20 protein-coding genes and 1 pseudogene are annotated in these 21,216 nt (G+C 60.2%); 11 read left to right on the top strand and 10 right to left on the bottom strand.

Features of this window, described 5'->3' with window-relative positions; all coding sequences use genetic code 11:
- Positions 1–14 precede the first annotated feature (14 nt).
- The 10 genes and pseudogenes from ACFQDI_RS17345 to ACFQDI_RS17390 all read left to right on the top strand — a co-directional run bounded on the left by ACFQDI_RS17345 (position 15) and on the right by ACFQDI_RS17390 (position 9,195).
- Positions 15–683: a hypothetical protein gene (locus ACFQDI_RS17345; RefSeq protein WP_377169076.1), complete on the top strand. Its 669-nt coding sequence runs from the start codon at positions 15–17 to the stop codon at positions 681–683.
- Positions 680–1,948, top strand: coding sequence for an MFS transporter (locus ACFQDI_RS17350; RefSeq protein WP_377169078.1), 1,269 nt, complete (start codon positions 680–682; stop codon positions 1,946–1,948). The genes ACFQDI_RS17345 and ACFQDI_RS17350 overlap by 4 nt, the downstream gene beginning before the upstream one ends.
- The gene (locus tag ACFQDI_RS17355; RefSeq protein WP_377169080.1) at positions 1,941–3,197 is read left to right on the top strand and encodes a glycosyltransferase; all 1,257 of its coding nucleotides are present in this window, start codon (positions 1,941–1,943) and stop codon (positions 3,195–3,197) included. The genes ACFQDI_RS17350 and ACFQDI_RS17355 overlap by 8 nt, the downstream gene beginning before the upstream one ends.
- Positions 3,194–4,471 carry a glycosyltransferase gene (locus ACFQDI_RS17360; RefSeq protein WP_377169082.1) on the top strand — a complete coding sequence of 426 codons (1,278 nt, stop codon included), beginning with the start codon at positions 3,194–3,196 and terminating at the stop codon, positions 4,469–4,471. The genes ACFQDI_RS17355 and ACFQDI_RS17360 overlap by 4 nt, the downstream gene beginning before the upstream one ends.
- Positions 4,464–4,835: pseudogene (locus ACFQDI_RS17365) on the top strand (glycosyltransferase); the annotation flags it as partial. The gene ACFQDI_RS17360 and the pseudogene ACFQDI_RS17365, both read left to right, overlap by 8 nt.
- Positions 4,836–5,021: 186 nt before the next feature.
- Positions 5,022–5,729 (top strand): glycosyltransferase, encoded by a 708-nt coding sequence (locus tag ACFQDI_RS17370; RefSeq protein WP_377169225.1) that lies wholly within the window; start codon positions 5,022–5,024, stop codon positions 5,727–5,729.
- Positions 5,730–5,732: 3 nt separating this feature from the next.
- Positions 5,733–7,007, top strand: coding sequence for a glycosyltransferase (locus ACFQDI_RS17375; RefSeq protein WP_377169084.1), 1,275 nt, complete (start codon positions 5,733–5,735; stop codon positions 7,005–7,007).
- Entirely contained in the window at positions 7,004–7,759 is a 756-nt protein-coding gene (locus tag ACFQDI_RS17380; protein WP_377169086.1) for a glycosyltransferase family 32 protein, read from the top strand. The genes ACFQDI_RS17375 and ACFQDI_RS17380 overlap by 4 nt, the downstream gene beginning before the upstream one ends.
- A gap of 44 nt (positions 7,760–7,803) precedes the next feature.
- Entirely contained in the window at positions 7,804–8,568 is a 765-nt protein-coding gene (locus ACFQDI_RS17385) for a glycosyltransferase family 32 protein (RefSeq protein ID WP_377169088.1), read from the top strand.
- Between the two features lie 39 nt (positions 8,569–8,607).
- A complete protein-coding gene (locus ACFQDI_RS17390; RefSeq protein WP_377169090.1) occupies positions 8,608–9,195 on the top strand; it encodes a hypothetical protein in 588 nt (195 codons plus the stop codon).
- On the opposite strand, the gene ACFQDI_RS17395 is transcribed toward ACFQDI_RS17390, so the two are convergent.
- Complete coding sequence (locus tag ACFQDI_RS17395; RefSeq protein WP_377169092.1) at positions 9,185–9,922, bottom strand: YqjF family protein; 738 nt, start codon at positions 9,920–9,922, stop codon at positions 9,185–9,187. The genes ACFQDI_RS17390 and ACFQDI_RS17395 overlap by 11 nt on opposite strands.
- A 57-nt stretch (positions 9,923–9,979) precedes the next feature.
- Here ACFQDI_RS17395 and ACFQDI_RS17400 point away from each other — a divergent pair, with 57 nt between their 5' ends.
- Positions 9,980–10,513 (top strand): lipocalin family protein, encoded by a 534-nt coding sequence (locus ACFQDI_RS17400; RefSeq protein ID WP_377169094.1) that lies wholly within the window; start codon positions 9,980–9,982, stop codon positions 10,511–10,513.
- A 54-nt stretch (positions 10,514–10,567) separates the two neighbouring features.
- Here ACFQDI_RS17400 and ACFQDI_RS17405 read toward each other — a convergent pair whose 3' ends face one another.
- The 9 genes from ACFQDI_RS17405 to ACFQDI_RS17445 all read right to left on the bottom strand — a co-directional run bounded on the left by ACFQDI_RS17405 (position 10,568) and on the right by ACFQDI_RS17445 (position 21,211).
- A complete protein-coding gene (locus ACFQDI_RS17405) occupies positions 10,568–12,037 on the bottom strand; it encodes a DUF1501 domain-containing protein (protein WP_377169096.1) in 1,470 nt (489 codons plus the stop codon).
- A gap of 124 nt (positions 12,038–12,161) precedes the next feature.
- Positions 12,162–12,944 (bottom strand): sterol desaturase family protein, encoded by a 783-nt coding sequence (locus tag ACFQDI_RS17410; RefSeq protein WP_377169098.1) that lies wholly within the window; start codon positions 12,942–12,944, stop codon positions 12,162–12,164.
- Entirely contained in the window at positions 12,941–13,174 is a 234-nt protein-coding gene (locus ACFQDI_RS17415) for a hypothetical protein (RefSeq protein WP_377169100.1), read from the bottom strand. Before ACFQDI_RS17415 ends, ACFQDI_RS17410 begins: the two co-directional genes overlap by 4 nt.
- 22 nt (positions 13,175–13,196) lie before the next feature.
- Positions 13,197–13,730 (bottom strand): hypothetical protein, encoded by a 534-nt coding sequence (locus ACFQDI_RS17420; protein WP_377169102.1) that lies wholly within the window; start codon positions 13,728–13,730, stop codon positions 13,197–13,199.
- Complete coding sequence (locus tag ACFQDI_RS17425; protein ID WP_377169104.1) at positions 13,727–13,960, bottom strand: hypothetical protein; 234 nt, start codon at positions 13,958–13,960, stop codon at positions 13,727–13,729. Before ACFQDI_RS17425 ends, ACFQDI_RS17420 begins: the two co-directional genes overlap by 4 nt.
- A 10-nt stretch (positions 13,961–13,970) precedes the next feature.
- Positions 13,971–14,708: a hypothetical protein gene (locus tag ACFQDI_RS17430; protein WP_377169106.1), complete on the bottom strand. Its 738-nt coding sequence runs from the start codon at positions 14,706–14,708 to the stop codon at positions 13,971–13,973.
- Between the two features lie 67 nt (positions 14,709–14,775).
- The gene (locus tag ACFQDI_RS17435) at positions 14,776–18,036 is read right to left on the bottom strand and encodes a PSD1 and planctomycete cytochrome C domain-containing protein (RefSeq protein ID WP_377169108.1); all 3,261 of its coding nucleotides are present in this window, start codon (positions 18,034–18,036) and stop codon (positions 14,776–14,778) included.
- 101 nt (positions 18,037–18,137) lie between these two features.
- Positions 18,138–19,457, bottom strand: coding sequence for a dipeptidase (locus ACFQDI_RS17440; RefSeq protein ID WP_377169110.1), 1,320 nt, complete (start codon positions 19,455–19,457; stop codon positions 18,138–18,140).
- A 53-nt stretch (positions 19,458–19,510) separates the two neighbouring features.
- Positions 19,511–21,211, bottom strand: a complete 1,701-nt coding sequence (locus ACFQDI_RS17445; RefSeq protein WP_377169112.1) for a cell division protein FtsZ — start codon at positions 21,209–21,211, stop codon at positions 19,511–19,513.
- Positions 21,212–21,216 lie beyond the last annotated feature (5 nt).

Raw genomic sequence — 21,216 nt, forward strand, 5'->3', positions numbered from 1 at the left:
GATGCTCCTGATGCATGAACAGCAACACTCCATCCGCCCACGCCATCCCGCTCTGGCTCAAGCTTGCCTACACTGCCTTCATGGCGGTTTTGATTCCCGTTTACTGGTATCACTACGGCCCGACGAACTTCCTCTATTTCTGCGACATCGCCCTTGTCTTCACGCTGTTCGGGATATGGCGGGAAAGTCCGCTGCTCCTCTCCTTGCCAGCGGTGGGAATCCTGATGCCTCAGGCGTTGTGGTGCGTGGACTTTGCCGCACAGCTCTGCGGTTTCAAGATGACGGGAATGACGGCCTACATGGTTGATGAGACCAAGCCTTTGTTTCTGCGCAGCCTGTCTCTCTTCCACGGCTGGCTGCCCTTTCTGCTGGCCTGGCTCGTGTTCAGGCTGGGCTATGACAGGCGTGCCCTCAAAGGCTGGACGGTGGTGGCCTCGGCCTCGTGCCTCGTGGCCTATTTTTGGATGCCGAAGGCCGGTGCCATTCTTTCCGACCCCAATCTGCCGCGTAATGTGAACTACGTTTTCGGTATGGACGACGCGCACCCCCAGACTTGGATGAGCCCCGAACTTTATCTCGTCACATGGCTTGCGCTGCTCATCTTCGTGGTCTTTGTGCCGACACACTTTGTTCTGAAGAAAATCTGTCCCACGCCCGAACAAGCCGCCGCCAAACGCGCATGAATGCTTCTTCCCCTCCAACTCTTCAATCCAGCTGGCAGCGCGGCTTCTGGAGCCTGATGGGCACTCAGTTTCAAGGAGCCTTCTCTGACAACGTGCTCAAGTGGCTGGTCATCTATCTGGTGATCGCTCAGAAGCTGCCCAAGGAGCAGCTCGACGCGCTCGTGTCGGATTCGGGCATGTACTTCGCCATTCCCTTCCTGCTGCTCTCCATGTTTGGCGGCTGGATGGCAGACCGCTTCAGCAAACGGCATGTGATGATAGGCGTGAAGATCATGGAGATCGGCATCATGATCTTCGCCACCTATGCGCTGGCTTCCGGTAGGATGGGGCTGCAACTCTTGAGCATCTGCCTCATGGGAGTTCACAGTGCCTTCTTTGCGGCATCCAAGTACGGTTCGCTGCCTGAAGTGGTGCCTCCTGCAAAGCTTTCGTGGGCCAATGGCGTGATCGAGATGCTCACCTTCCTCGCGGCCATCTTCGGCACCCTGGCCGCCGCCTGGCTGGCGGAGAGCTTTGCTGGCAGGCCGGCGTGGTCGGGCGGCATTCTGCTGGCCCTCGCTTTTGCTGGCTGGCTCATGAGCCTGGGCATCACGCGCGTGCCTGCCGCGAGCCCTGACAAACCGCTGCGCATCAACTTCCTGGGTGACCTGTGGCGTGAATTCAAATGGATGCGCAAGGACCGCGATCTGTGGCGGGCGAATCTCGGCAACACGGGCTTCTTTTTCATCGCCGTGCTCATTCAGATGAACCTGGTTCTCTATGCGGAGCAGGTGCTGCACATCAAGCCTATGGAAAACAGCGCCTTGCAGGTCGCGCTTGCCGTCGGCATGGCGGCGGGCAGCTTGCTCGCGGGAAAATTGAGCGGGGATCATGTGGAGTATGGTCTCATTCCGCTTGGGGCCTTCCTCATGGCGAGCATGGGTTTCGCGCTCGGGCTGACCGACATTTCCAAATCGGCATTCACTGTCTGCCTCACCCTGCTGGGCATCGGCGGTGGCATGTTCATTGTGCCGCTTGCTGCCGTGCTGCAGCACCGGCCGCCGGCAGACCGCAAAGGCTCGGTGCAGGGAGCGGCCTCGTGGCTGTCGTGGGTGGGCATCAGTGCCGCCGCTTTGCTGCAAAAGGAGCTGAACATCCGCCTTGGCTGGACGCCCGGGGACATTTTCTGGTTCTGTGGAGCCAGTGCGGTGGTCGGAGGCATCTATGTGACAATGTCGCGTCCGCAGGCCCTGCCTGCGTTGCTCAAACGCTGGACGCATGGCTGAGATTCTTTTGCTTCCCTTCGGCAGTGCCGGCGATGTGTTTCCCTTCATCTGGCTGGGAAGGCAGCTCACGGCGCGCGGACACCGCGTGAGAATGATTACGGCATGTCTGTTTGAAGAGCAGGCGCGCAAAGTCGGCATTGAGTTCATTTCTCTCGGAGAAAGAGATGAGTTCGAGGCCATGATCCGAGACCCCCGCATCTGGAAGTCCGGCATCGGCACCAAGGTCGTGTTTGAGTTCGCCGCCAAATCCGTCGAGCCTTATCTCGCGGCCATCGAGAGCTGCGGAAAAGTTGATCTGATGCTGGCTCCCGTCACCGCATTTGCCGGGCGCTTGGCTCGTGAGAAGCATGGCATCCCGTTGATCACTGTGCATTTGCAGCCCGCCGTTTTTTTGAGCGTGCATGAGACACCGCTGCTGCATCCGCTCATGCGCCTCTTCAACAAGCTGCCTGCGGGTTTCAAAAAGCTGATCTTCTCACTGCCGAATCCTGTCGATCTCTTCGCGCTGCCCAAAGTGCGCCGCATCTGTGCGGCGAATGGCGTCAAACCGCCGCGCAGTCTGTGGCGTGAGTGGTGGGACTCACCGGATGGCGTGCTCGCCTTGTTTCCCGCATGGTTCGCAGCGCCGCAGCCAGACTGGCCGGCCAATCTGCTGCAATGGACCTTTCCACTCGAAGACCTCGCCAGGGAGCAGACGCTGCAGCCGGAGTTGCAGGCGTTTCTCGCACACGGAGAGCCCCCGGTCATCTTCACCCCGGGCAGTGCGAATGTGCAGGCATCACGCTTTTTTGCTGTCGCTGCGGAAGCCGTCGAGCGAATCGGCTGCCGTGCAGTCTTTGTCACGCGCGAGCCTAAGCAGGTGCCGCCCAATTTGCCATCCAGTATTCTCACGGTCGAATACGCGCCTTTCAGCACGCTGCTGAAGCATGCCGCGGTGTTTGTGCATCACGGCGGCATCGGCACGATGTCCCAAGGTTTTGCCGCCGGTGTGCCGCAGCTCATCATGGCGATGGCCCATGATCAGCCCGACAACGCGGACCGTCTGGAACGCCTCGGCGCTGGCAGGGGGCTCAACGTGCGGCAGTTCACGCCTGAGCGTGTGGCGCATGAGCTGAAACACCTTCTGGAGGGCATTGAAATTCGTCAGGCTGCGCTAGAATGCGCGGCGAAATTGCGGCAGATGCCTTCTCACGAGGTGCTTTTTGCCTGGATCCAATCACGCATGAAGCCCTGCCACCCCATCTCATGAGCCATGTCCTGCTGCTGCCGTTTGGCACTTCCGGCAGCATTTTTCCATTCATCTGGCTGGGCAGGTTGCTGATGCGGAGAGGGCACCGCGTGACAATGATCACGGCACGTCTTCACGAGCAGCATGCCGTCAGCGCAGGGCTGAATTTTGCGGCTGTCGGCAATGATGCGCTGGAGCAGATGCTGAGCGATCCGCACTTATGGCGGGCAGGGCATGGCTCCAAAGTGGCCTACCAGCACGCCGGGCGCGCCACGGGCGATTATGTGGAGGCGGTGGAGGCGTTCATTGCCAGGGAGGGCATGCCTGATCTGATGCTGGCTCCCATGATCTGCTTTGGTGCCAGGCTGATGCGGGAAAAGCGCGGCATCCCGCTGGTCAGCGTGCATCTCTACCCCATGATGTTTGTTAGCGCGTATGATGTGCCGCTCGTCATTCCGTTGGTTCGCTGGGTGAGAAGACTGCCCGTATGGGTGCGCAAGGCCATCCTGGCGTTCCCGAACCCGCTCGATGTTTTTGCCTTGTTCTCCGTGTGGCGGAGTTGCGCCAAAAACGGTGTCACCAAGCCGTGGAGCTTGTGGAAGCAGTGGTGGCACTCTCCTGACGGAGTTCTGGCCCTGTTTCCGGCGTGGTTTGCACAGCCTCAGCCGGACTGGCCGCAAAATCTGCTGCAGTGGAATTTTCCGATGGAAGACATGGCGGCAGAGCGTCCGCTGGACCCCGAACTGAAAGCGTTTTTGGATGCCGGGGCGGCCCCCGTGGTCTTCACGCCCGGCACCGGACACCACCACGCCAGGCAGTTTTTTGAAACCGCGCTCGCCCTGAAAGAAAAACTCGGCTGCCGCGCTGTGTTTTTGACTCCTCAAACGACGCAGGTGCCTGCTGACCTGCCTGCGGGTATCTTCGTCGCTTCCTATGCTCCGTTCAGCGCGGTGCTGCCGCACGCCAGCGCGTTTGTGCATCATGGTGGCATTGGCACCATTGCGCAAAGTCTGGCGGCAGGTGTGCCGCAGCTCGTGGTGGAGATGGCGCTGGATCAGCATGACAACGCGGAACGCGTGGCGCGCCTCGGCGTGGGCTTGAGCATCCCTGTGAGCCGTTTTTCAGTCGAACGTGCGCTGCCCTTGCTGCAGCGCTGCCTGTCGGACCCGCACATGCGGGAAAAGGCGCGCCAGCTGGCCCCCCGGAACGACGTCGCCAGAGATACAGAAGCAGTGGTCGCATGGATTGAGCAGAGAATCATGTCCGGAGGAAAGAATAAAAAATTGCATGAGTAAAATTTTCCTTCTTCCCCATGGCACTGCGGGTGATGTGCTGCCTTATATTTGGCTTGGCCGGCAGTTGATCCGGCGGGGGCACAGCGTCACGATGATCTGGGTGGAATCCTTCCAGCCAGCCGCCGAAAGGGCGGGCATTCATTATGTGCCGATGCCCGGTGCTGGATTTGAGAAACTCCTTCGGAATCCCGACTTATGGTTGCCCCACAGGGGATTGCAGGCGGGTTTTGCGTACGCGGGAGAGTGCATGGAAGAGTACATCAAGGCATTCACCACCTCTGTGGCGCATGACGGGATGCCCGCCCTTCTGGTCGCGCCTCACATCAATTTTGCGGCACGTTTTTTGCGTGAAAAACACGGGTTGCCCCTGATTTCGGTGGTGCTGTATCCCCCCGCTTTCATCAGCGCGCATGAGATATGCGGTGGCATGCTGTGCGCGGGGCTGATGAGAATGCTGCCGGTCTTCGTGCGTAAGATCATCCTTGGATTGGTGATGCCATATGACCGTTTTGCCATGCCTCACGTGCGTCGAAACTGCCACGAAAATGGCGTGCCCCCACCCCGCAATCTCCAGCGCCACTGGTGGCTTTCTCCCGATGGCGTTCTGGCCCTGTTTCCTGGTTGGTATGGAAAGGCACAGCCCGACTGGCCTGTGAACACTCTGCAATGGGACTTCCCGCTTGAAGACCTCGCAGAAGAAAGATCCATGTCGCCTGAACTCGTCGCCTTTCTCGCGGCGGGAGAAAAGCCGGTGGTCTTCACGCCCGGCACCGGGAACCTGCACGCCCGTGAGTTCTTTGAAACCGCGCTGGAGCTCTGCACACGCCTTGGCTGCCGCGCTGTCTTTGTGACTCGTGAGCTCGGGCAGGTGCCCGGCCGTCTGCCTGACACCGTTCTTGCCGTGAAGTATGCGCCCTTCAGCACATTGCTCCAGCACGCCAGCGTCTTTGTGCACCATGGTGGCATAGGCACCACTGCCCAAGGCTTCAAGGCCGGCGTGCCGCAGTTCATCGTCTTCATGGGCTTCGACCAGCCGGACAACGCGGAACGTCTGGAGCGCATGGGGGCTGGGGTGGGGCTGGACATTCGAAAATTCGACTGCAGACGGGCGCTGCCTCTCCTGAGGAAATGCCTGGAAGACGCGGCCATGCGTCAAAAAGCCGCCGACTGCACGAAGCGGCTCATGAAAAACCGCCCATCAACCAGCGCACTCATGGAATGGCTGGAGCAGCGCATGCAGCCCTCCAATTATTCCTAACCGATGAGCAAACGAATCCTTCTCATGCCTCACGGCACGGCCGGGGATGTGCTGCCCTTCATCTGGTTGGGCCGCCAGATGAAACAGCGGGGGCATGAGGTGACCATGCTTTGGGTGGACATGTATCGCGATGCTGCGACACGCGCAGGGATCGACTTTGTCTCCATCAAGGACGGAGGAGAGTTTCAGAGGATGTCGCACGAGTCTGCCTTGTGGTCAGGGGCGCAGTCCATGCGGCAAGGGCACGCCTATGCAGACCGGTGTACCGCCGCCTGCCTGCAGGCCTACGCAGAGGAGGTGGCACCACGCGGCAGGCCAGATCTAATCCTCGGGCCGATGATCTCCTTCGCGGCGCGGTTGCTGCGGGAGAGGCATGGCATTCCGTTTGTTTCCACCAACATCCAGCCTGCTCCATTCATCAGCGCCTACGATCTGCCCGCCGGACTGCCCTGGGTGCGCGTGCTGAGAAAGCTCCCGGTCTTTCTGCGCAAACTGATACTCGCGGCGGCATCCGGCGATTTCCAGCCCATGCCGGTGCTCAGGCAATGCTGCCTTGATCAGGGGGTGCGACCTCCGCGCAGCCTGCGGAAAGACTGGTACCACTCACCCGATGGAGTCCTGGCGCTGTTCCCGTCCTGGTTCGGAAAACCCCAGCCTGACTGGCCAGCCAACACCTTCCAGTGGGATTTCCCTCTCGAAGATCTGGCTGAGGAATCTCCCCTGTCCGCAGATTTTATCGCTTTCCTGGAGGCGCCAGGCAAAAAGCTGCTTTTCACTCTTGGCAGTGCCGGCGGTGGTTCGCGGCATGCAGCAGGGTTTTTCAGGGCGGCCCTGGAGTGTGCCTTGCAGCTCGACTGTCAGGCGGTTTTCATCTGCGGTGAGCCTGCGCATTTCCCCCCGTCCTTGCCTCCTTCTGTCCATGTGGCCAGCTATGCTCCTTACTCAAGGTTGCTCAAATTCATGGATGTCGCGGTCCACGCAGGAGGCGTCGGTACCGTATCCCAGTTTCTTGCCGCAGGAGTTCCGCAGATCGTCGCCTGCTCAGTTTTTGACCAGCCGGACAATGCGGAGCGAGTCGTGAAAACCGGTGCTGGATTCGCGCTGCCTCTGGCCTCGTTTTCTTCCGCACGGGCCATCCCGCTTTTGCGTCGTTGTCTGACGGACAAGTCTGTCCGCTCGAGTGCCTCCGAATGCCGCCGGCGATTTCTTGAACGTCCTCCCGCTGCCCTCTTGTTGAAATGGCTGGAGAGCCGCATGCAGCCTGTCCTCACACCATGATCCCACGCATCATTCATCAGTCCTGGAAGACAAGGGAGGTGCCAGCCTCCATGCGCGAGTTTCAGGAATCCTGGCTGCAGCACCATCCTGGCTGGGAGTATAGGCTGTGGACTGATGAAGACAATGATCGTCTGATCCGTGAGCACTATCCGCAGTTTGAGGAGACCTTTCATCGCTTCACGCCGTCAATCATCAAGATCGACTTTATCCGTCTCGCATACATGCACAGGTTCGGCGGCATTTACGCGGACATGGATTTTGAAGCGCTTCGTTCTCTGGAACCTCTGGTGGCGGACGGCCGCATCATCGTGGGGCGCGAAAATGGCGGCATCGGCATCCCCATGTGCGGGCGGCCTTTCATCATCAATGCCTTCATTGCCTCGCCAGCTGGGCATCCTTTGTTGCTGGAAATCATGCAGGCGACGGTTGATCGGTTCCGCCCAAGGCGGCGCTTCGAACCGCATGCTTTCCACGTCATTCGCATGGGCATTAAGATCTTCGATGAGCGGATCGAGGCCTATGCATGCGATCATGATGACATCACCATCCACTCGCATGTTCCTTTCTACCCGGCGCCTCCGTCGATGAGGTTTAAGGACGAGCGCCGTGAACTGGCATCCAGGTTGAACTCGTATGCCATTCATCATTATGCCAATACCTGGGTGGGCTGGCACATCCGTTTGATCAATCTGGTTGAAGCGACCAAGCAGTTGTGGAATCGCCGCCGGAGGCGGGGCCGTAAATCCTCATGATCTGGTTGTAATCCCCAAGCGTCGTTTTGACATAATTGATCCTAATGATCCCGCGCATCATTCACCAGACATGGAACACGCCGGAAATACCAGGCAACCTCCGCGAGTTTCAGCATTCATGGCGGGCACATCACCCCGGCTTTGAATACCGCCTGTGGACTGAAGCTGACAACCTTGGCCTGATTCAGCAGCACTATCCGGAGTTCACCGGGTATTTCACCAAGCTGACCCCTTACATCTTGAAGATGGATTTCATTCGTGCCGTCTACATGCATCATCAAGGCGGCATCTATTCAGACCTGGATGTTGAGGTGATCAAGCCGTTCGATCCGCTGTTGAGTGGTTCGAACATCATGTCCGGTCGGGAATTCAACGGCATCGGGCGGCGGATGCGTGGCAGTGACTTTATCTGCAGTGCGCTGATCGCCTCGCCCGCAGGTCACCCGGTCTGGCTGGAAATCATGCATAGGATGGCATCAGGCTACCGCATGAAGAAAAGGCTGGAGCCCTGCTCCTCCTACACGATCGAAATGGGCATGCGGATGTGCAGTGAGGCGCTGGAGGAACGCAGCCGGTCTGTCGGAGACGTCACCATTCATGCTCACGAGCTCTTTTTTCCAGCGGCGCCGACGGAGCGCCTCATTGAGAACCGTCGCAGGCGGGCTGCTGAGCTCGGTTCCTACGCCATTCATCATTACGAGGCTTCATGGATTTCTCCATTGTCCAGGCTGATCTATGCGGTCATGCGTCTGCACCAGCGCTGGGAATCGCGCCGTGTGCTTCGCGGCCATCTCACAACGATCAAATAACGGCTTGATTTGCGACCCGGTTGTCGGCGTATTCCCAGCATGAACCGAATCCTCGCCTGCCTGCTGCTGTTCACCGCCTTTCTTCATGCCGATGAGTTTGATCCCAAGGACAACACGATTGTCCTCGGCAAGCGCGTGGGCCTGATCAAACCGGGCATGACCTCCACGGACATCGAGCGTGCTTATGGCAAGGGCAGCCTCAAGCAGCAAAAGATCCCCGGCGCGGAAGGCGAGGAAATCGATGGCGCGAAGTTGTTTGCGGGTACGGATCGTGAGCTGGAAATCGTGTGGGACCCGGACAACGACAAGAAGCAGGTCGTCTTCGACATCCGCGTCATGGGCAAGGCCTGGAAGTTCGAAAACGGTCTCAAGTCGGGCATGACCGTTGAAGAAGTGGAGAAGATCAACGGCAAGCCCTTCAAGATCGCCGGATTTGAATGGGACTACGGTGGCTACGCAAACTTCGAAGGCGGTAAACTGGAGGGGAAGGTGAGCATCCGCTTCAGCCCCACCACGGAAAACATTCCGGAGTATCTCAGCGGCGACAAACAGCTCTCCTCCACCGACAAAAAGCTGCGTGCCGCCAAGCCTCTGGTGGATGAAGGCATCTCGGTGTTCATGAAGTAAGCGGATACACCGCCACATCAACACCTGACGAGCCAATAATGTGATCTGGCGGGCGCCGTGGGTCCGTGAAACCTGCCTGCAGCAGCGGCTTCGCATCCCATGCCTCCAGACTTGCCTCTGCAAGCGCGTAAGGCGTGTGGTGCACCTGCCCGCAACGGATGCCACGCGGTGTCTGCGCGAACAGCAGGTAGCGCTCGGCGAGGAAAAAGGCGAGCGATCCAGGCTCTGCGATCTGAGATTCTGCGGCGATCCGATAGCGAAAATGTGACGCGGCCGGTTCACCACCTCGCTGACAGCGGTAGTCGATGCAGCCGTCTCTCACCTGTGCGCTCATTCGTGCATTCTGATAGGGCAGGTGGAAGAAGGTGCGCGCAGTCCAGACTGCGAGCCGCTGATTGCAGTCCAGCGAGTAAAACCACACGCCGGGCCGGCCCTGCTCATCGTGCACATAGGTGCGCACATTGAGTTCAAGGAAATCGCTGATGCCGCGCACCGGCGGGCAGAAGCGCGGGCGAATGCCGCACATGTAGAATGGCACAATGGCCAGCCACGCATCGCCTTGAAACGTGTCCACAAACAGCCCGGGCGGCAGCGTGCTCTGAATCTCCGCCGCATCCCAGCGCCAGTGCAGGAAGAGCAGGCTTTCCCAGCGCTGAGACATCACGTGCGCACGCGTCGGGCGCTCACGGAAGGCGAGACGGGATTCGAGCGTGGGGGCGGCTGGCATGCCGGGATGATACGATTGAATTCGCACCCAGGCACCGCTCGGATTCGTTCATCTGTCATGCGCTACCGATTTTTGAGCCTCGGCTTTCTGCTGCTTTCCTCGCTTAGCCTCGTCTCCTGCTCCTCCATGAAGCCTGCTCCACTGCGAACCGTTCCTCACGTCGATCTGCAGCGCTACGTGGGCGACTGGTTTGTCTTTGCGAACATCCCGTATTCCTTGGAAAAGGGCAAGGTGGGCACGCTGGACCGCTACGCCATGCGTCCGGATGGCAGGATGGACAATATCTTCCTGTTCCGGCGCGGCAGCCTCGACGCGCCGCTGGAGCAGTGGAAGGGCGTGGCCTGGGTTCACAACAAAGCCACCAATGCCGAGTGGCGCGTGCAGTTCGTCTGGCCGCTGCGGGTGCCTTATCTCATCATCGACCTCGACCCAGACTACCAGTGGAGCGTGATCGGCTACCCCAGCCGCAAACTGGCCTGGGTGCTCAGCCGCAGGCCGGTGCTCGATGACGCCACCTATCGCGGCATTCTGGAGCGCATGGCGAAACAGGGCTACGACACACGCCTGCTGGCCAAGGTGCCGCAGAAGTAAGAGTAAACAAAAAAGAGGCAGAGCTTTCGCCCTGCCTCTTTGGTAAGGATTCGATCAGGCAAACAGCTTCGTCACCGGCTTGGCCTTCACCAGCTCACGCGGCTGGTTGAGATGATTGTAAACAATCGTCTCCGGGTCGATGCCGACGGCGTGGTAGATGGTGGCGAGGAGCTCGGTCGGATGCACCGCATCTTCCGCAGGGGCGGAGCCGGTGGCGTCAGACTTGCCGTGGACGTAGCCACGCTTGATGCCGGCACCACCGACAACGGCGGTGTAGCAGTACGGCCAGTGGTCACGGCCATCCGCGCTGTTGCCATTGCCGCTGGTGGACACACCCTTCTCGGGGCTGCGGCCAAATTCGCCAAGGGCCACGACGATGGTCTCGTCCAGCAGGCCGCTGGCATCCAGGTCTTCAAACAGCGCGCTGAGACCCTGGTCCAGCATCGGGCCGGACTTGTTCTTCATGCGCTCGGTCAGGCCCACGTGATGGTCCCAGGAGTGGTTGTCGGAGTTCGCGACCTTGGGCCAGATCACTTCCACCACGCGCGTGCCTGCTTCCAGCAGACGGCGGGCCAGCAGGCAGCTTTGACCAAAGGTGTTGCGGCCGTAGCGGTCCCGCAGCTTGTCAGGCTCACGATCGAGCGCGAAGGCATCGCGGGCACGTCCGCTGGAGATCAGGTTCAGCGCCTGGCTGTAGTAGCTGTCCAGGCTCATGTCTTTCACGGCAGCCTCGATCTGCGGCATCTGGTCATTGATGGCGTCGCGCAGCTTGGCTCGGCGCTCCAGGCGCACGCTGAAGAGATCCGGGCGGAGCTGAAGATCGTCGATCTTGATCCGGTCCATCTTGCCCATGTCGAGGTCATCGCCATCGGGGAAGAGCGTGTAGGGATCGTAGGCCTTGCCCAGGAAGCCGGCACCGCCGCCTTTGCCGACCACGTTGGACTCCTGCAGAGGCCGGGGAAGCTGCACAAAGGGGAGCATCGGCTCCTGCAGCGGCTTCAGGCGCACGATGTTGCTGCCAAAGTTCGGGAAGTCCTTCGCGTTCGGCGGCTCAAGCTGGCCGGAGGGACTGACCTTGTCCGTTGTGTAACCGGTCATGATCTGGTAGATCGCAGCCGTGTGGTTGAAAAGACCATTCGGCGTGTAGCTCATCGAATTGATCATGGTGAACTTGTCGTTCACCTTCGCGAGCCCTGGCAGGATCTCGGTGAAGTGCTTGCCGGGGACCTTGGTCGGGATCGTCTTGAAGGCGCTGCGCACCTTGTCCGGCACGTTTTCCTTCGGGTCCCACAGGTCCAGGTGGCTGGGGCCGCCCTGGAGGTAGATCATGAGCACGTGCTTCGCCTTGCCCCAGCCCGCACGGCCTGCGTTCGGAGAATTCGCCGCCATGGCCTGGCCACGCAGCACATTGTTGAGCGTGAGGCCCATCATGGATCCTCCGCCCACACGCAGGATGTCACGGCGTGAGAAGCCGAGGTTTTTGTCGCAAAGGTCTTTGCCGGGGACGCCAGGAATGCGGAACATGGTGTGCTAAGGGTTGAGATGAGAGGTCAATATCGGGGGCATGTACGACAAGGAAGGGCTGATCTTGCCATTTTGGGGGTAGATCGTCATGGCTGGGCAGGAAACTCCATGCCAGGGGAGGGGATCATGCTTTTTCTCGCTTCCTGCGGCGAAACGGATGCCAGAGCTGCCCCAGGTAGTGTTTGGAAATGGGCTCGTGAATGCCGAATGCCTCGGGCTCGTGAGCAGGACAGCGGTAAGTGCCAAAGAGGATGTCCATCAGCGGGGATATGTTCGCGTAGTTCCCCGCATCGCGTGCCTTGTCGTGGTGCCAGTGGTGCAACGCGGGCGCTCCCAGGATCATGCCCAGCGGCCCGATGGGCAGGCGCACATTCGAATGGATGAAGATGGCCCACAGCCCGCGAAAAGCCAGGAACCCGGCCAGCGTCTCCAACGGAAAGCCGAGCATGAACGCTGGCAGATTGATGACGCCCACCGTGTAAATCGTATCCAGCGGATGCTCCCGGTGCGCCGCCAGCCAGTCCAGATGCTCCGCACTGTGATGGATCGAATGAAAGCGCCACAGAAACGGCACCGTGTGCTGCAGCCGATGCGCCCAGTAAATGAGGATGTCACTCAGCACCACCATCTCCACCGCCTGCAGCCACCAAGACTGCTCCGCCACCCCCGCCCGAAAATGTGCAGGCACAATGCCATCCAGCCAGCTACGGAAGTGATTCAACGTCCAGAACACCAGCCCGCTCCAGAGCAGGTACTGCCCCAGCAGAAAACACAGGTCCGTCCAGAAAGCCGGGCGGAAAAACTTCTGTCCCTCACGTGCAGGAAAGAGTGCTTCCAAGGGGCGGAACAGCAACACGAGGAAAAGCAGGCTCACGCCGGTGGAGAGGATGAGGGCTGGCAGGTTCATGGCTTTTGCATTGGAGGTGCCAAAGTATCGGCTGCCACGGTGTTTGATTTCACCTTGCGGGTTGAAAACACGGGCTGGGTCAGAGCCTTGGAGCTGGGAAACATCAACTTCTCCTCCGTTTGAGGAGACGCCATTTGACCTCTGGATTGTGAATGGACCACATAGACCGTCAGCAGCGTTAGGGATGAAACCAGCACCGCGAGGCGGACGAGTTTTGACGGGGGTTTCATGGCCGATGGAAATACCCTGTTATTAAAAACTGCAGAACCTCATGGAGGTGTTCCAGTACAGTGCGCCGTGTTCCTGCAATAGCTCTGGCGTGAATGCCGTGGAGCGTATGACGCTTGGCACTGGCAGGTGCTTTCTCCAGAAGGACTCCCACAGCTTGTCCTCGTAATAGGAGTAATGAAGCCAGAAGTTTCCCTGAACAGGTTCATTGGGTCGTTCAGTAATCAGCAGACCTTCCGTTGTGAGCAGTTCAGCGAAGGCTTGATTCCACATTCCCGGCATGTGAGTGAGATCTGTGAGTTTAGCGTCAAGAGTCAGTCGTTCCTGGAAGGGACGAAGTTCCTCACCTGTCAGCCAGACGGGATGTGAAAAGAGCAACTGAGGCACCGGCGCAGCGAGCCGGCGGACGTCATCCGTTCCTGACTCAACCCAGCGCTCGACATCAATGCTGTTCACGGTGTCTGCAGTCATCGCTTCCAACGGCCGCGCATGACCCGTCAGCAGCGCAAATGCAGATGCCAGCAGGGAGGAGCGAAGGCATTGGGCCGTCCTGTTCATGGCTTCCCTGGCGGCAGCAGCGGCTTGTCAGTCTGCAAAGCACCTGAGGTGATCGAGGTGCCGCCGGTGAACGATTTGCTGCCAGGCATGAGTATTGGACCGCTTTTGGAACCTGGCATCATGGCCGGATTGGCCTGCTTGTGGGCGAACCACGCGCAGCCAATCAGCAGCCCCAACGAAGAGCAGACGGCGGCACAACGCAGGCAGAAACGAGCACGCGGCGATTTCATGAAGAACAGGCTACCTCGAAGCTGGGAGAGGTGTCGAGAACATTTCGTCCAGCTCGGGCGGGGACCATCTGAAGAAGAGCGCTGTCCATCTGTTTCCAAAACCAAACGAGTCATCGCTTGTACGATGAAGGCTGAATTCAAACAGCCTGAGATCTTCACCATAGACGGACAGACGTTTGGGGATGTTGAGATGGAAAGGGTTGCCATCTAGATGCATGTCGGAGAATGCAATTGAGCCGATGGATGCAGGTGCGCGGATGTTTCCCGGCCATGAAAACGCGTTGCGATTTTTTTGCACCGGTTTCAGCCCTGAAAATTCTGCCAAGCCACACCAAGGCAAAGGTGCCGCCAATTGCAACCTAGCCCAAGATGGTCCGCTTCGTGCAACAGCATAAACAGGCTGGTTGTTTGGAGGTGGTATGAGCGCTTCTGTCGTGAGCAATCCGAGGTGCCATTTTCCCTCGGAAATGTTGGGATCCACAACCTTGAATGCCGCTATAACGCTCAGAGGCCCGTCGTTTGGTTCCAGTTTTACCAGATCCGCTTCAGCCGCTGGAAATCGGCTGCCAATAGAAAGCAGCTGCGGAACAGGAAGGGGGTGCCGTCCCACTTCAATCAGCCACCACTCCGACCAATGCTGAATCTGACTTTCAATCGCTAGTTTTGCTTGTGCAAAGGCAGAGCGCCCACACCCCACAGTGAATGCCAGTGCAGCCGCCATTGCGAGAACGCGGAAAACGAATCTCATGGCCCGATGCTACTGCGCCTGCAGAGAGACTGTCGAGCTTTTTGGCGTGACACCTAAAACTCCCAACTCAATCCTCAAACATGAACTCGTTGCTCATGAGCAGCACCTGAGCGAGCTGGCTGAGGGCGCTTTGGGGCCTGGCGCGGCCGAAGGGCCAGCGGCTGGAGTCGCAGAAGTCGTTTTTGAGGTTGGTCAGCGTTTCGCCGTTGTCGGCGCGGCTGATGGTGGGCTGCCAGTCAAAGCTGTCGCTGTCGGTGCCGCCTTCGTTGTGGATGATGAAGCAGAGGATGTCGCCGCGTTTCACCTCGGTGGTGAGCTGCACGGGGACCTTCTTGTTCTGCGGGTTGCAGAGCTGCTCGGCCAGGATGCCGGTGCGCATGTTGTAGATCCAGCCGCGCACACCGTCACCACGGTCGCTGCTGCGGCTGAGCGTGCTGTCGATGGAGACCTTCATATCAGCGGGCGCATGCCAGCGGGCGGTGACGATGTAACCATTGGGCGCGGCGTGGCCGCCGTAGTTCGCCCAGAAGACATGGCCCCAGGTGGAATCAGGGATTTTGGGAGCAGGGCTCCAAAGTCGCTGCCCCCCATTGCCGCGCTCGGTCAGGTGTGTGAAGGCCTGGAAGTCGGTGAAGGCGGGCTTGCCATCGGGGGTGCGTTCAAACTTCATCGTGCCGTAGCTCCAACGGAAGGGCTTCTCGGCATTGAGGGCAGTCGCATCGGCGGCGAAGCGCTGGGCCAGTTCCACCTCATCCGGCTTCGGATCGCGGGAGAGCACGCGGTGGTACATCGCGCGGATGGCTTCGGAATCGAGCGTGGTGCCGGTCAGCGGTGTGGCTTTGGCGATGGCGTCCGCACGGGCGCGCATGAAGGGGCTGTTCATGAGGAACAACGCCTGCTGCGGGACGGTGGTGTTGAAGCGCTGCGGGCTGTGACCGTCCGGATTGGCGAAGTCAAACATGGCTGGCACGCTGGCTTGGTCGTAACGGTCCACCTTGAGGTAGAGGGTGCGCAGGGTGTCGGCGTCCTGGGCGTTGAGCTCCACAGCGCGGCCGCCTAGCTTGGTGGTGTTGAGCTCACCCGTGGCGGCAAGAATCGCGTCGCGCATGGTTTCATAATCCAGACGCTGGCGGTTAAACCGGCTCAGCAGGTCGTTCTCTGCATCCTTGGTGGCTTTTTCCGGCGTGGCATGGCTGCTCTGCTGGAAGGTGCGGGAGGTGAGGATAAGCGTGTGCAGCTTCTTCAGGCTCCAGCCATTTTCCATGAAGGTGGCGGCCAGATAGTCGAGCAGTTCTGCCTGCACGGGTTTCGGCGTCTGGACACCGAAATCACTGGTTTGCGAGACGAGCGGCTTGCCGAAGTGCTGCAACCACACGCGGTTCACAATGACGCGCGCAGTGAGTGGATTGTCCTTGCTGGCGATGTGTTTGGCCAGCTCCAGGCGGCCGCTGCCGTCCGTGAATTTCTCGCCGCCGAACATCGTCAGCCAGGCTCGCGGCGCGGGATCTCCCTGACGCCCGGGATTGCCACGGATGAAGACGCGCACATCCTGGGGCTTGGGCTTGTCCACCATCACCATGGCGCGCGGAGGTGTGCCTGGATGCGTGCTGTCCAGCTTGGTGCGCTCGTTGTTAAGCCGCACCACAGTCTCGCTGTCTTTGCGGGTGAAAAACACCTCGGCTCCCTCCACCGGCACGGACATGGGGGAGAGCTTGTCCTGCATGAGCTGGCGCACGGGCTCCACCTTGCTGTCGAGGATGATGCGTGCGTAGGACAGGGCAACGTCCTTCATGGACTTCGGCGGCGTCTGTGCAAACGCGGCGGCCACCTCAGGCGTGCAGCCGCTTTCAGGTTTTACCAGTTCCTGGACAATGGCGGGGGATTTTGCCGCGAATTCAGCCTCAGCCAGCTTGGCAAAGCGGCTCCAGGCCACCATGGCGGCGTGCGGTTTGGCGGTCAGCGCATAGCGTTTCAGAAAATCGCGCCACTGGTTGGCCACGCGGTCGCGCAGCTTCATCTGGCCGGCTTTTCCTTTGAAGATCGTGCTGTCCTTGATGTCCACCGTCTCCTGCGCAAAGGCGAGATACTCGGCCAGACGCTCCGGCTTGCGGAATTCCTCATAGACGGTGCGTTTGAAATCGAGCTCCTTCTTGGCGATCTCGGCCACCTTGGCTTCGTAGTCCTTGGCGTCGTTTTCATTGGCCGCCTTGCCGATGATGGGCATGGCGGTGTCATCCGGCTCGTCGCTGCTGTTGAGGATGCTGTACATCGCATAGTAGTCACGGCTCGGGATCGGATCGAATTTGTGATCGTGGCAGCGGGCGCAGGCCACGGTAAGACCCAGCAGGCCACGGCCGATGACATCGATGCGGTCATCCGCGATCAGCAGGCGGTCATTGATGAAACGTTCTCCCACGTTGTAGAAGCCCAGCGCAGCAAGGTCCGGAGAGTTGGGCGTGCCAGCGGTGATGCGGTCCGCCGCGAGCTGGTAGCTCACAAACTTGTCGTAGGGCATGTCGTCGTTGAACGCCTTTACGATCCAGTCACGGTAGGTGTAGGCGTAGGGGTAGTAGTTGCTGCGGCCAGCCACCTGGTAGCCGTTGGTGTCAGCGTAGCGCACCACATCCATCCAGAAGCGCGCCCAGCGCTCGCCGTAGGCGGGCTTGGAAAGCAGTTCGGAAATCAGCTTTTGAGGATCCTGCTTTTTCTGCAGCTCTTCGTAGGTGGGCGGCAGGCCGGTGAGGGTGAGGTGGAGCCGGCGCGTGAGAGTGGCGGCATCGGCAGGCGGGGCAAAGTCGAACCCGGCGGCCTTGAGCTTGGAACCGACGAAGGCGTCGATGGGATTGCCGTTGAAGCCAGCCGGCAGGGCGGGTTTCTGCACCGGCTTGTAGGCCCAGTGCTGCATGGGGTCGGCCTTGGCGTGGGCGGCAGGCGCGGCCTCGGTGGGCCACGGCAGGCCCATGCTGATCCACTTTTCCAGCGCGGCGATCTGCGGTGCGGGCAGTTTATCGCCCTTTTTCGGCATCGCTTCCACACCTGCGATGTGGTTGACTGCCTTGATCAGCTTGCTGGCGCTAGGATTTCCAGGCTCCACGACCTTGCCGTAATCGCTGCCATGAATGACGGCAGCTCGTGAATCGAGCCGAAGGCCGTTCTGGTGCTTGCTGGCACCATGGCAGTCGTAACAGCGTTCTGCCAGCACGGGGCGGACGTTTTTCTCAAAAAACTCGATCTGGTCCGCAGGGAACGATTCGGCGGCGGATGCGACCGAACTGGCGACGGCAAGGCCGCCCAAAACGAGAGAGGGAAACTGGAAACGCGGGGTCATGTGGGGGTTTGGAGGGAGATTCTACATCACTTCCCACCAAAAACCAAACGCGCAGCGAACCTGCCACCTTGCAGGTGGTCAAATGCGGTTTTTGCCACCTGTCAGACCTGATTTGCCTTCAGCACCCTCAGCATGTTGCCGCCGATAACCTGCCGGATCGTCTCATCACTGTGACCGCGCATGATCATGCCGAGGGTGAAAAGCGGCCAGTTTGACCAGGCGACACTCTGCTCCGCTGTCACAGTTGTGACATAATCATCCTTGGGCCAGAGGTGCTCCCACTTGTCCGCGCTGCCGCCCGGGGCTTTGAGCAGCTTGGCCCGCTCCTCTTTGTCAAAACGGGAGGTGTAGGCCACGTCGCAGCCGATGGCGGCATGCTTGGCACCGAATTTTTTGATCAAATGGTCCAGGTGGTCGAGCAGCGCGGTGATGTCCCCTTTGCCGCCCAGGAAACGCGGGATGCAGCAGATGCCCACGAGCCCGTCAGTGTCGCAGATGGCCTTGATGGTGTCGTCCGGCTTGCCGCGGAAGTGTTCATATACCCCGCAGCAGGTAGTGTGGCTGGCCACCATGGGGCGCGTGCTGCACTTCGCTGCATCGTAGGCCGTCTTCCAGCCACTGTGCGCTACATCGGCAATGACACCGATTTTGTTCATCTCTGCGATGGCTGCGTGGCCGAAATCACTCAGGCCGCCATCGTGTGGCTCTCCGGCCCCGTCTCCCAGCGGATTGCGGCGGTTGTAGGTCACATGCATCATGCGGGTGCCGAGTTCGTGGAAGAGGCGGATGAAGCGCAGTTCGTCGCGGACGCTTTCCCAGTCCTGCATGAGTGGTACACCGTTGGTGGTGAAGCATATACCGACGTTTCCGGCCTTCTTGAGGGCCACGATTTCGTCGGAGGTTACGACCTTGGAGAGTGTCGGATTCAGCAAGTCGGTGGCCTTGGTGAAGTGGGCGAGGCGTTTGATGAGCCGCATGGGGTCGCTGCCTTCCTCGCCGGTATTTTGGAAAATGCAGGTGACACCGGCGGCGTGGAAGGCGTCGAGGAACTCCTTGCGCTCGCGCTCGTTGGTCGCGTTGCGGTTCATGGACATGGACTCGCGGAGGTCGTTGATCTCGGCGGCGCCCATGCCGGATTTGATGGCCTCGTTCATGGCCTCGGCGTCGATGGCGCAGCGAGGAGCGAAGCCGTAGCTCTCAAAGACGACGGAGCCGAAATGGAGCTCCCAAGCATGGTCAATCTGCGCCTGAGAGGGCTTGAGCAGGCTGAGCGCGATCTCGCGCGGCTTGTCGATCGCCGGATTGCCGGTGATCCATGATTTTTTCGACTCCTGGGAGCGGGCGAGGATGTTGAAACTGCCGGCGCATGCAGCAAGGGGCAGGGACTGAAGCAGGCGACGACGTGAGAAAGGAGCGTTCATGGGTGGGAACAAACGCGCCTGGGATGCTGTTTTTGAGCAGCAAAAGCAATGTCTTAGCGGCGCAGCTTCTTCTTGAGGCGCATCCAGGTCGGCACGTCGAGGTCCTCACCCTGCACGATGGAGGGTTCGGTGTCCTTGAAGCGGCCGCGGTCTTCCTCGCCGAGGCTGAAGGTCTGCTGGCTTTCCGCTGCGGGCTTGGTGCGGGCAAGCACGGCTGTGGTGGCCGCAACGGCGGCAGTGACTGCCGAAGGCTCCGACTCCGGCTCGTCAAAGGAGATGAGATCATCCTGTGCAGGCGAGATTTCGGTCTGCAGGGTGACGCTGCGGGCCACGACGGCAGCGAGGGTGGATTCCTTGCTGCTACGGGCGGCGTCTGCGAGTTCCTTGGCGGCAGGGGTGCGCACGGGAATGCGTGCCGTTTCAGGGGCGGTCGGCATCACGGGCGGCGCGGGCTCTTCAAATGCCGCAAAGTCGGCAAAATCAGCGGGTTCCTCCACATGGGAGACCGGCAGCTCCTGAGTCTGAACTTTGGCGATCTCGGCTTGGAGGCTGGCCATTGGGAAGGAGTCACCGATGGCTGGTACGGAGGCGAACTCCTCGGACTTGAAGAGGAGATCCGGGACGGATTCCGCCGGCGGGGCATAGGGGGAAGGGGCCTTGCGGGCCGGAGTCTCGCGTTTGGGGGCGGGAGCCGGGGCCGGGGCTGCCGCAGGCGCTTCAGGGCGCGGCATGAGCATTTCAGAGGGGGGCGCCGCCGTGGCGTGTGCGTTGAGCTGATTGAGGCCCAGAGAGCTGATGAGGGTGACTGCGACGGCGTCTCCCAGCTTTGCATCGACTCCGAGACCGAAGAGGATGTGCGTCTGGTCCGGCACATGGCGGCCGAGCTGTTTCATGACGCCTTCGACTTCCACCAGTGTGAGCGATTCGCCGCCAGCCACGTGTACAAGGAGGTTCTTCGTCTGATGCAGGAGGCGGCCGGAGTCGATGAGCGGGCTCTTGAGGGCTTTCTTGAGCGCCTCGGCGCCACGGTTCTGGCCACGGGCTTCGCCGAAGCCGAAGAGGCAGCGGCCATTTGCATTGGCCAGGGCGGACGTGAGGTCATCAAGGCCGAGCTTCACCAGGCCTGGCGTGATGGTGATGGTGGAGATGGCGCGCAGGCTCTGGGCAATGAGCTGGTCGGCCTGATTGAAGGCTTTCTGAATGCCATCCTTTGGAAGGATGAGCTCGCCCATGCGGTTGTTTTCAAACAGCACGAGGGCATCGGCACGTTTTTGCAGCAGCTCCAGCGCCTCCTCGGCCTGGGCCAGACGACGGCGGCCTTCGAAACTGAAGGGCATGGTGGCGACGACGAGGACGAGCGCCCCGGTGTTCTTGGCGATCTCAGCAATGACAGGGGCCGCGCCGCTGCCGGTGCCGCCGCCGAGTCCGGCGCTGATGAAGATGATGTCGTGGTTTTCGATGGCCTGACGGATCTGTTCGCGGGAGAAAAGCGCTGCTTCACGCCCCAGGTCAGGGTCACCGCCAGCGCCGATGCCCTTCATGAGCTCGGCCCCCAGCTGGATCTTCACAGGAGCCATCGAGTGGCCCAACACCCGCACGTCCGTATGGGCGCAGACCAGCGTGGCATCCACGATGCGGTCCAGGGTGATGCGATCGACGACGTTGGAACCCGCGCCGCCGACACCGACGATGCAGATGCGAGGCGCCGCTTTGCTGGCACCTTCTGGTGATTGGGAGCGGTCGTATTCTACCATAATCG

This window comes from Prosthecobacter fluviatilis, assembly GCF_042655725.1.
Classification (GTDB): Bacteria; Verrucomicrobiota; Verrucomicrobiia; order Verrucomicrobiales; family Verrucomicrobiaceae; genus Prosthecobacter; species Prosthecobacter fluviatilis.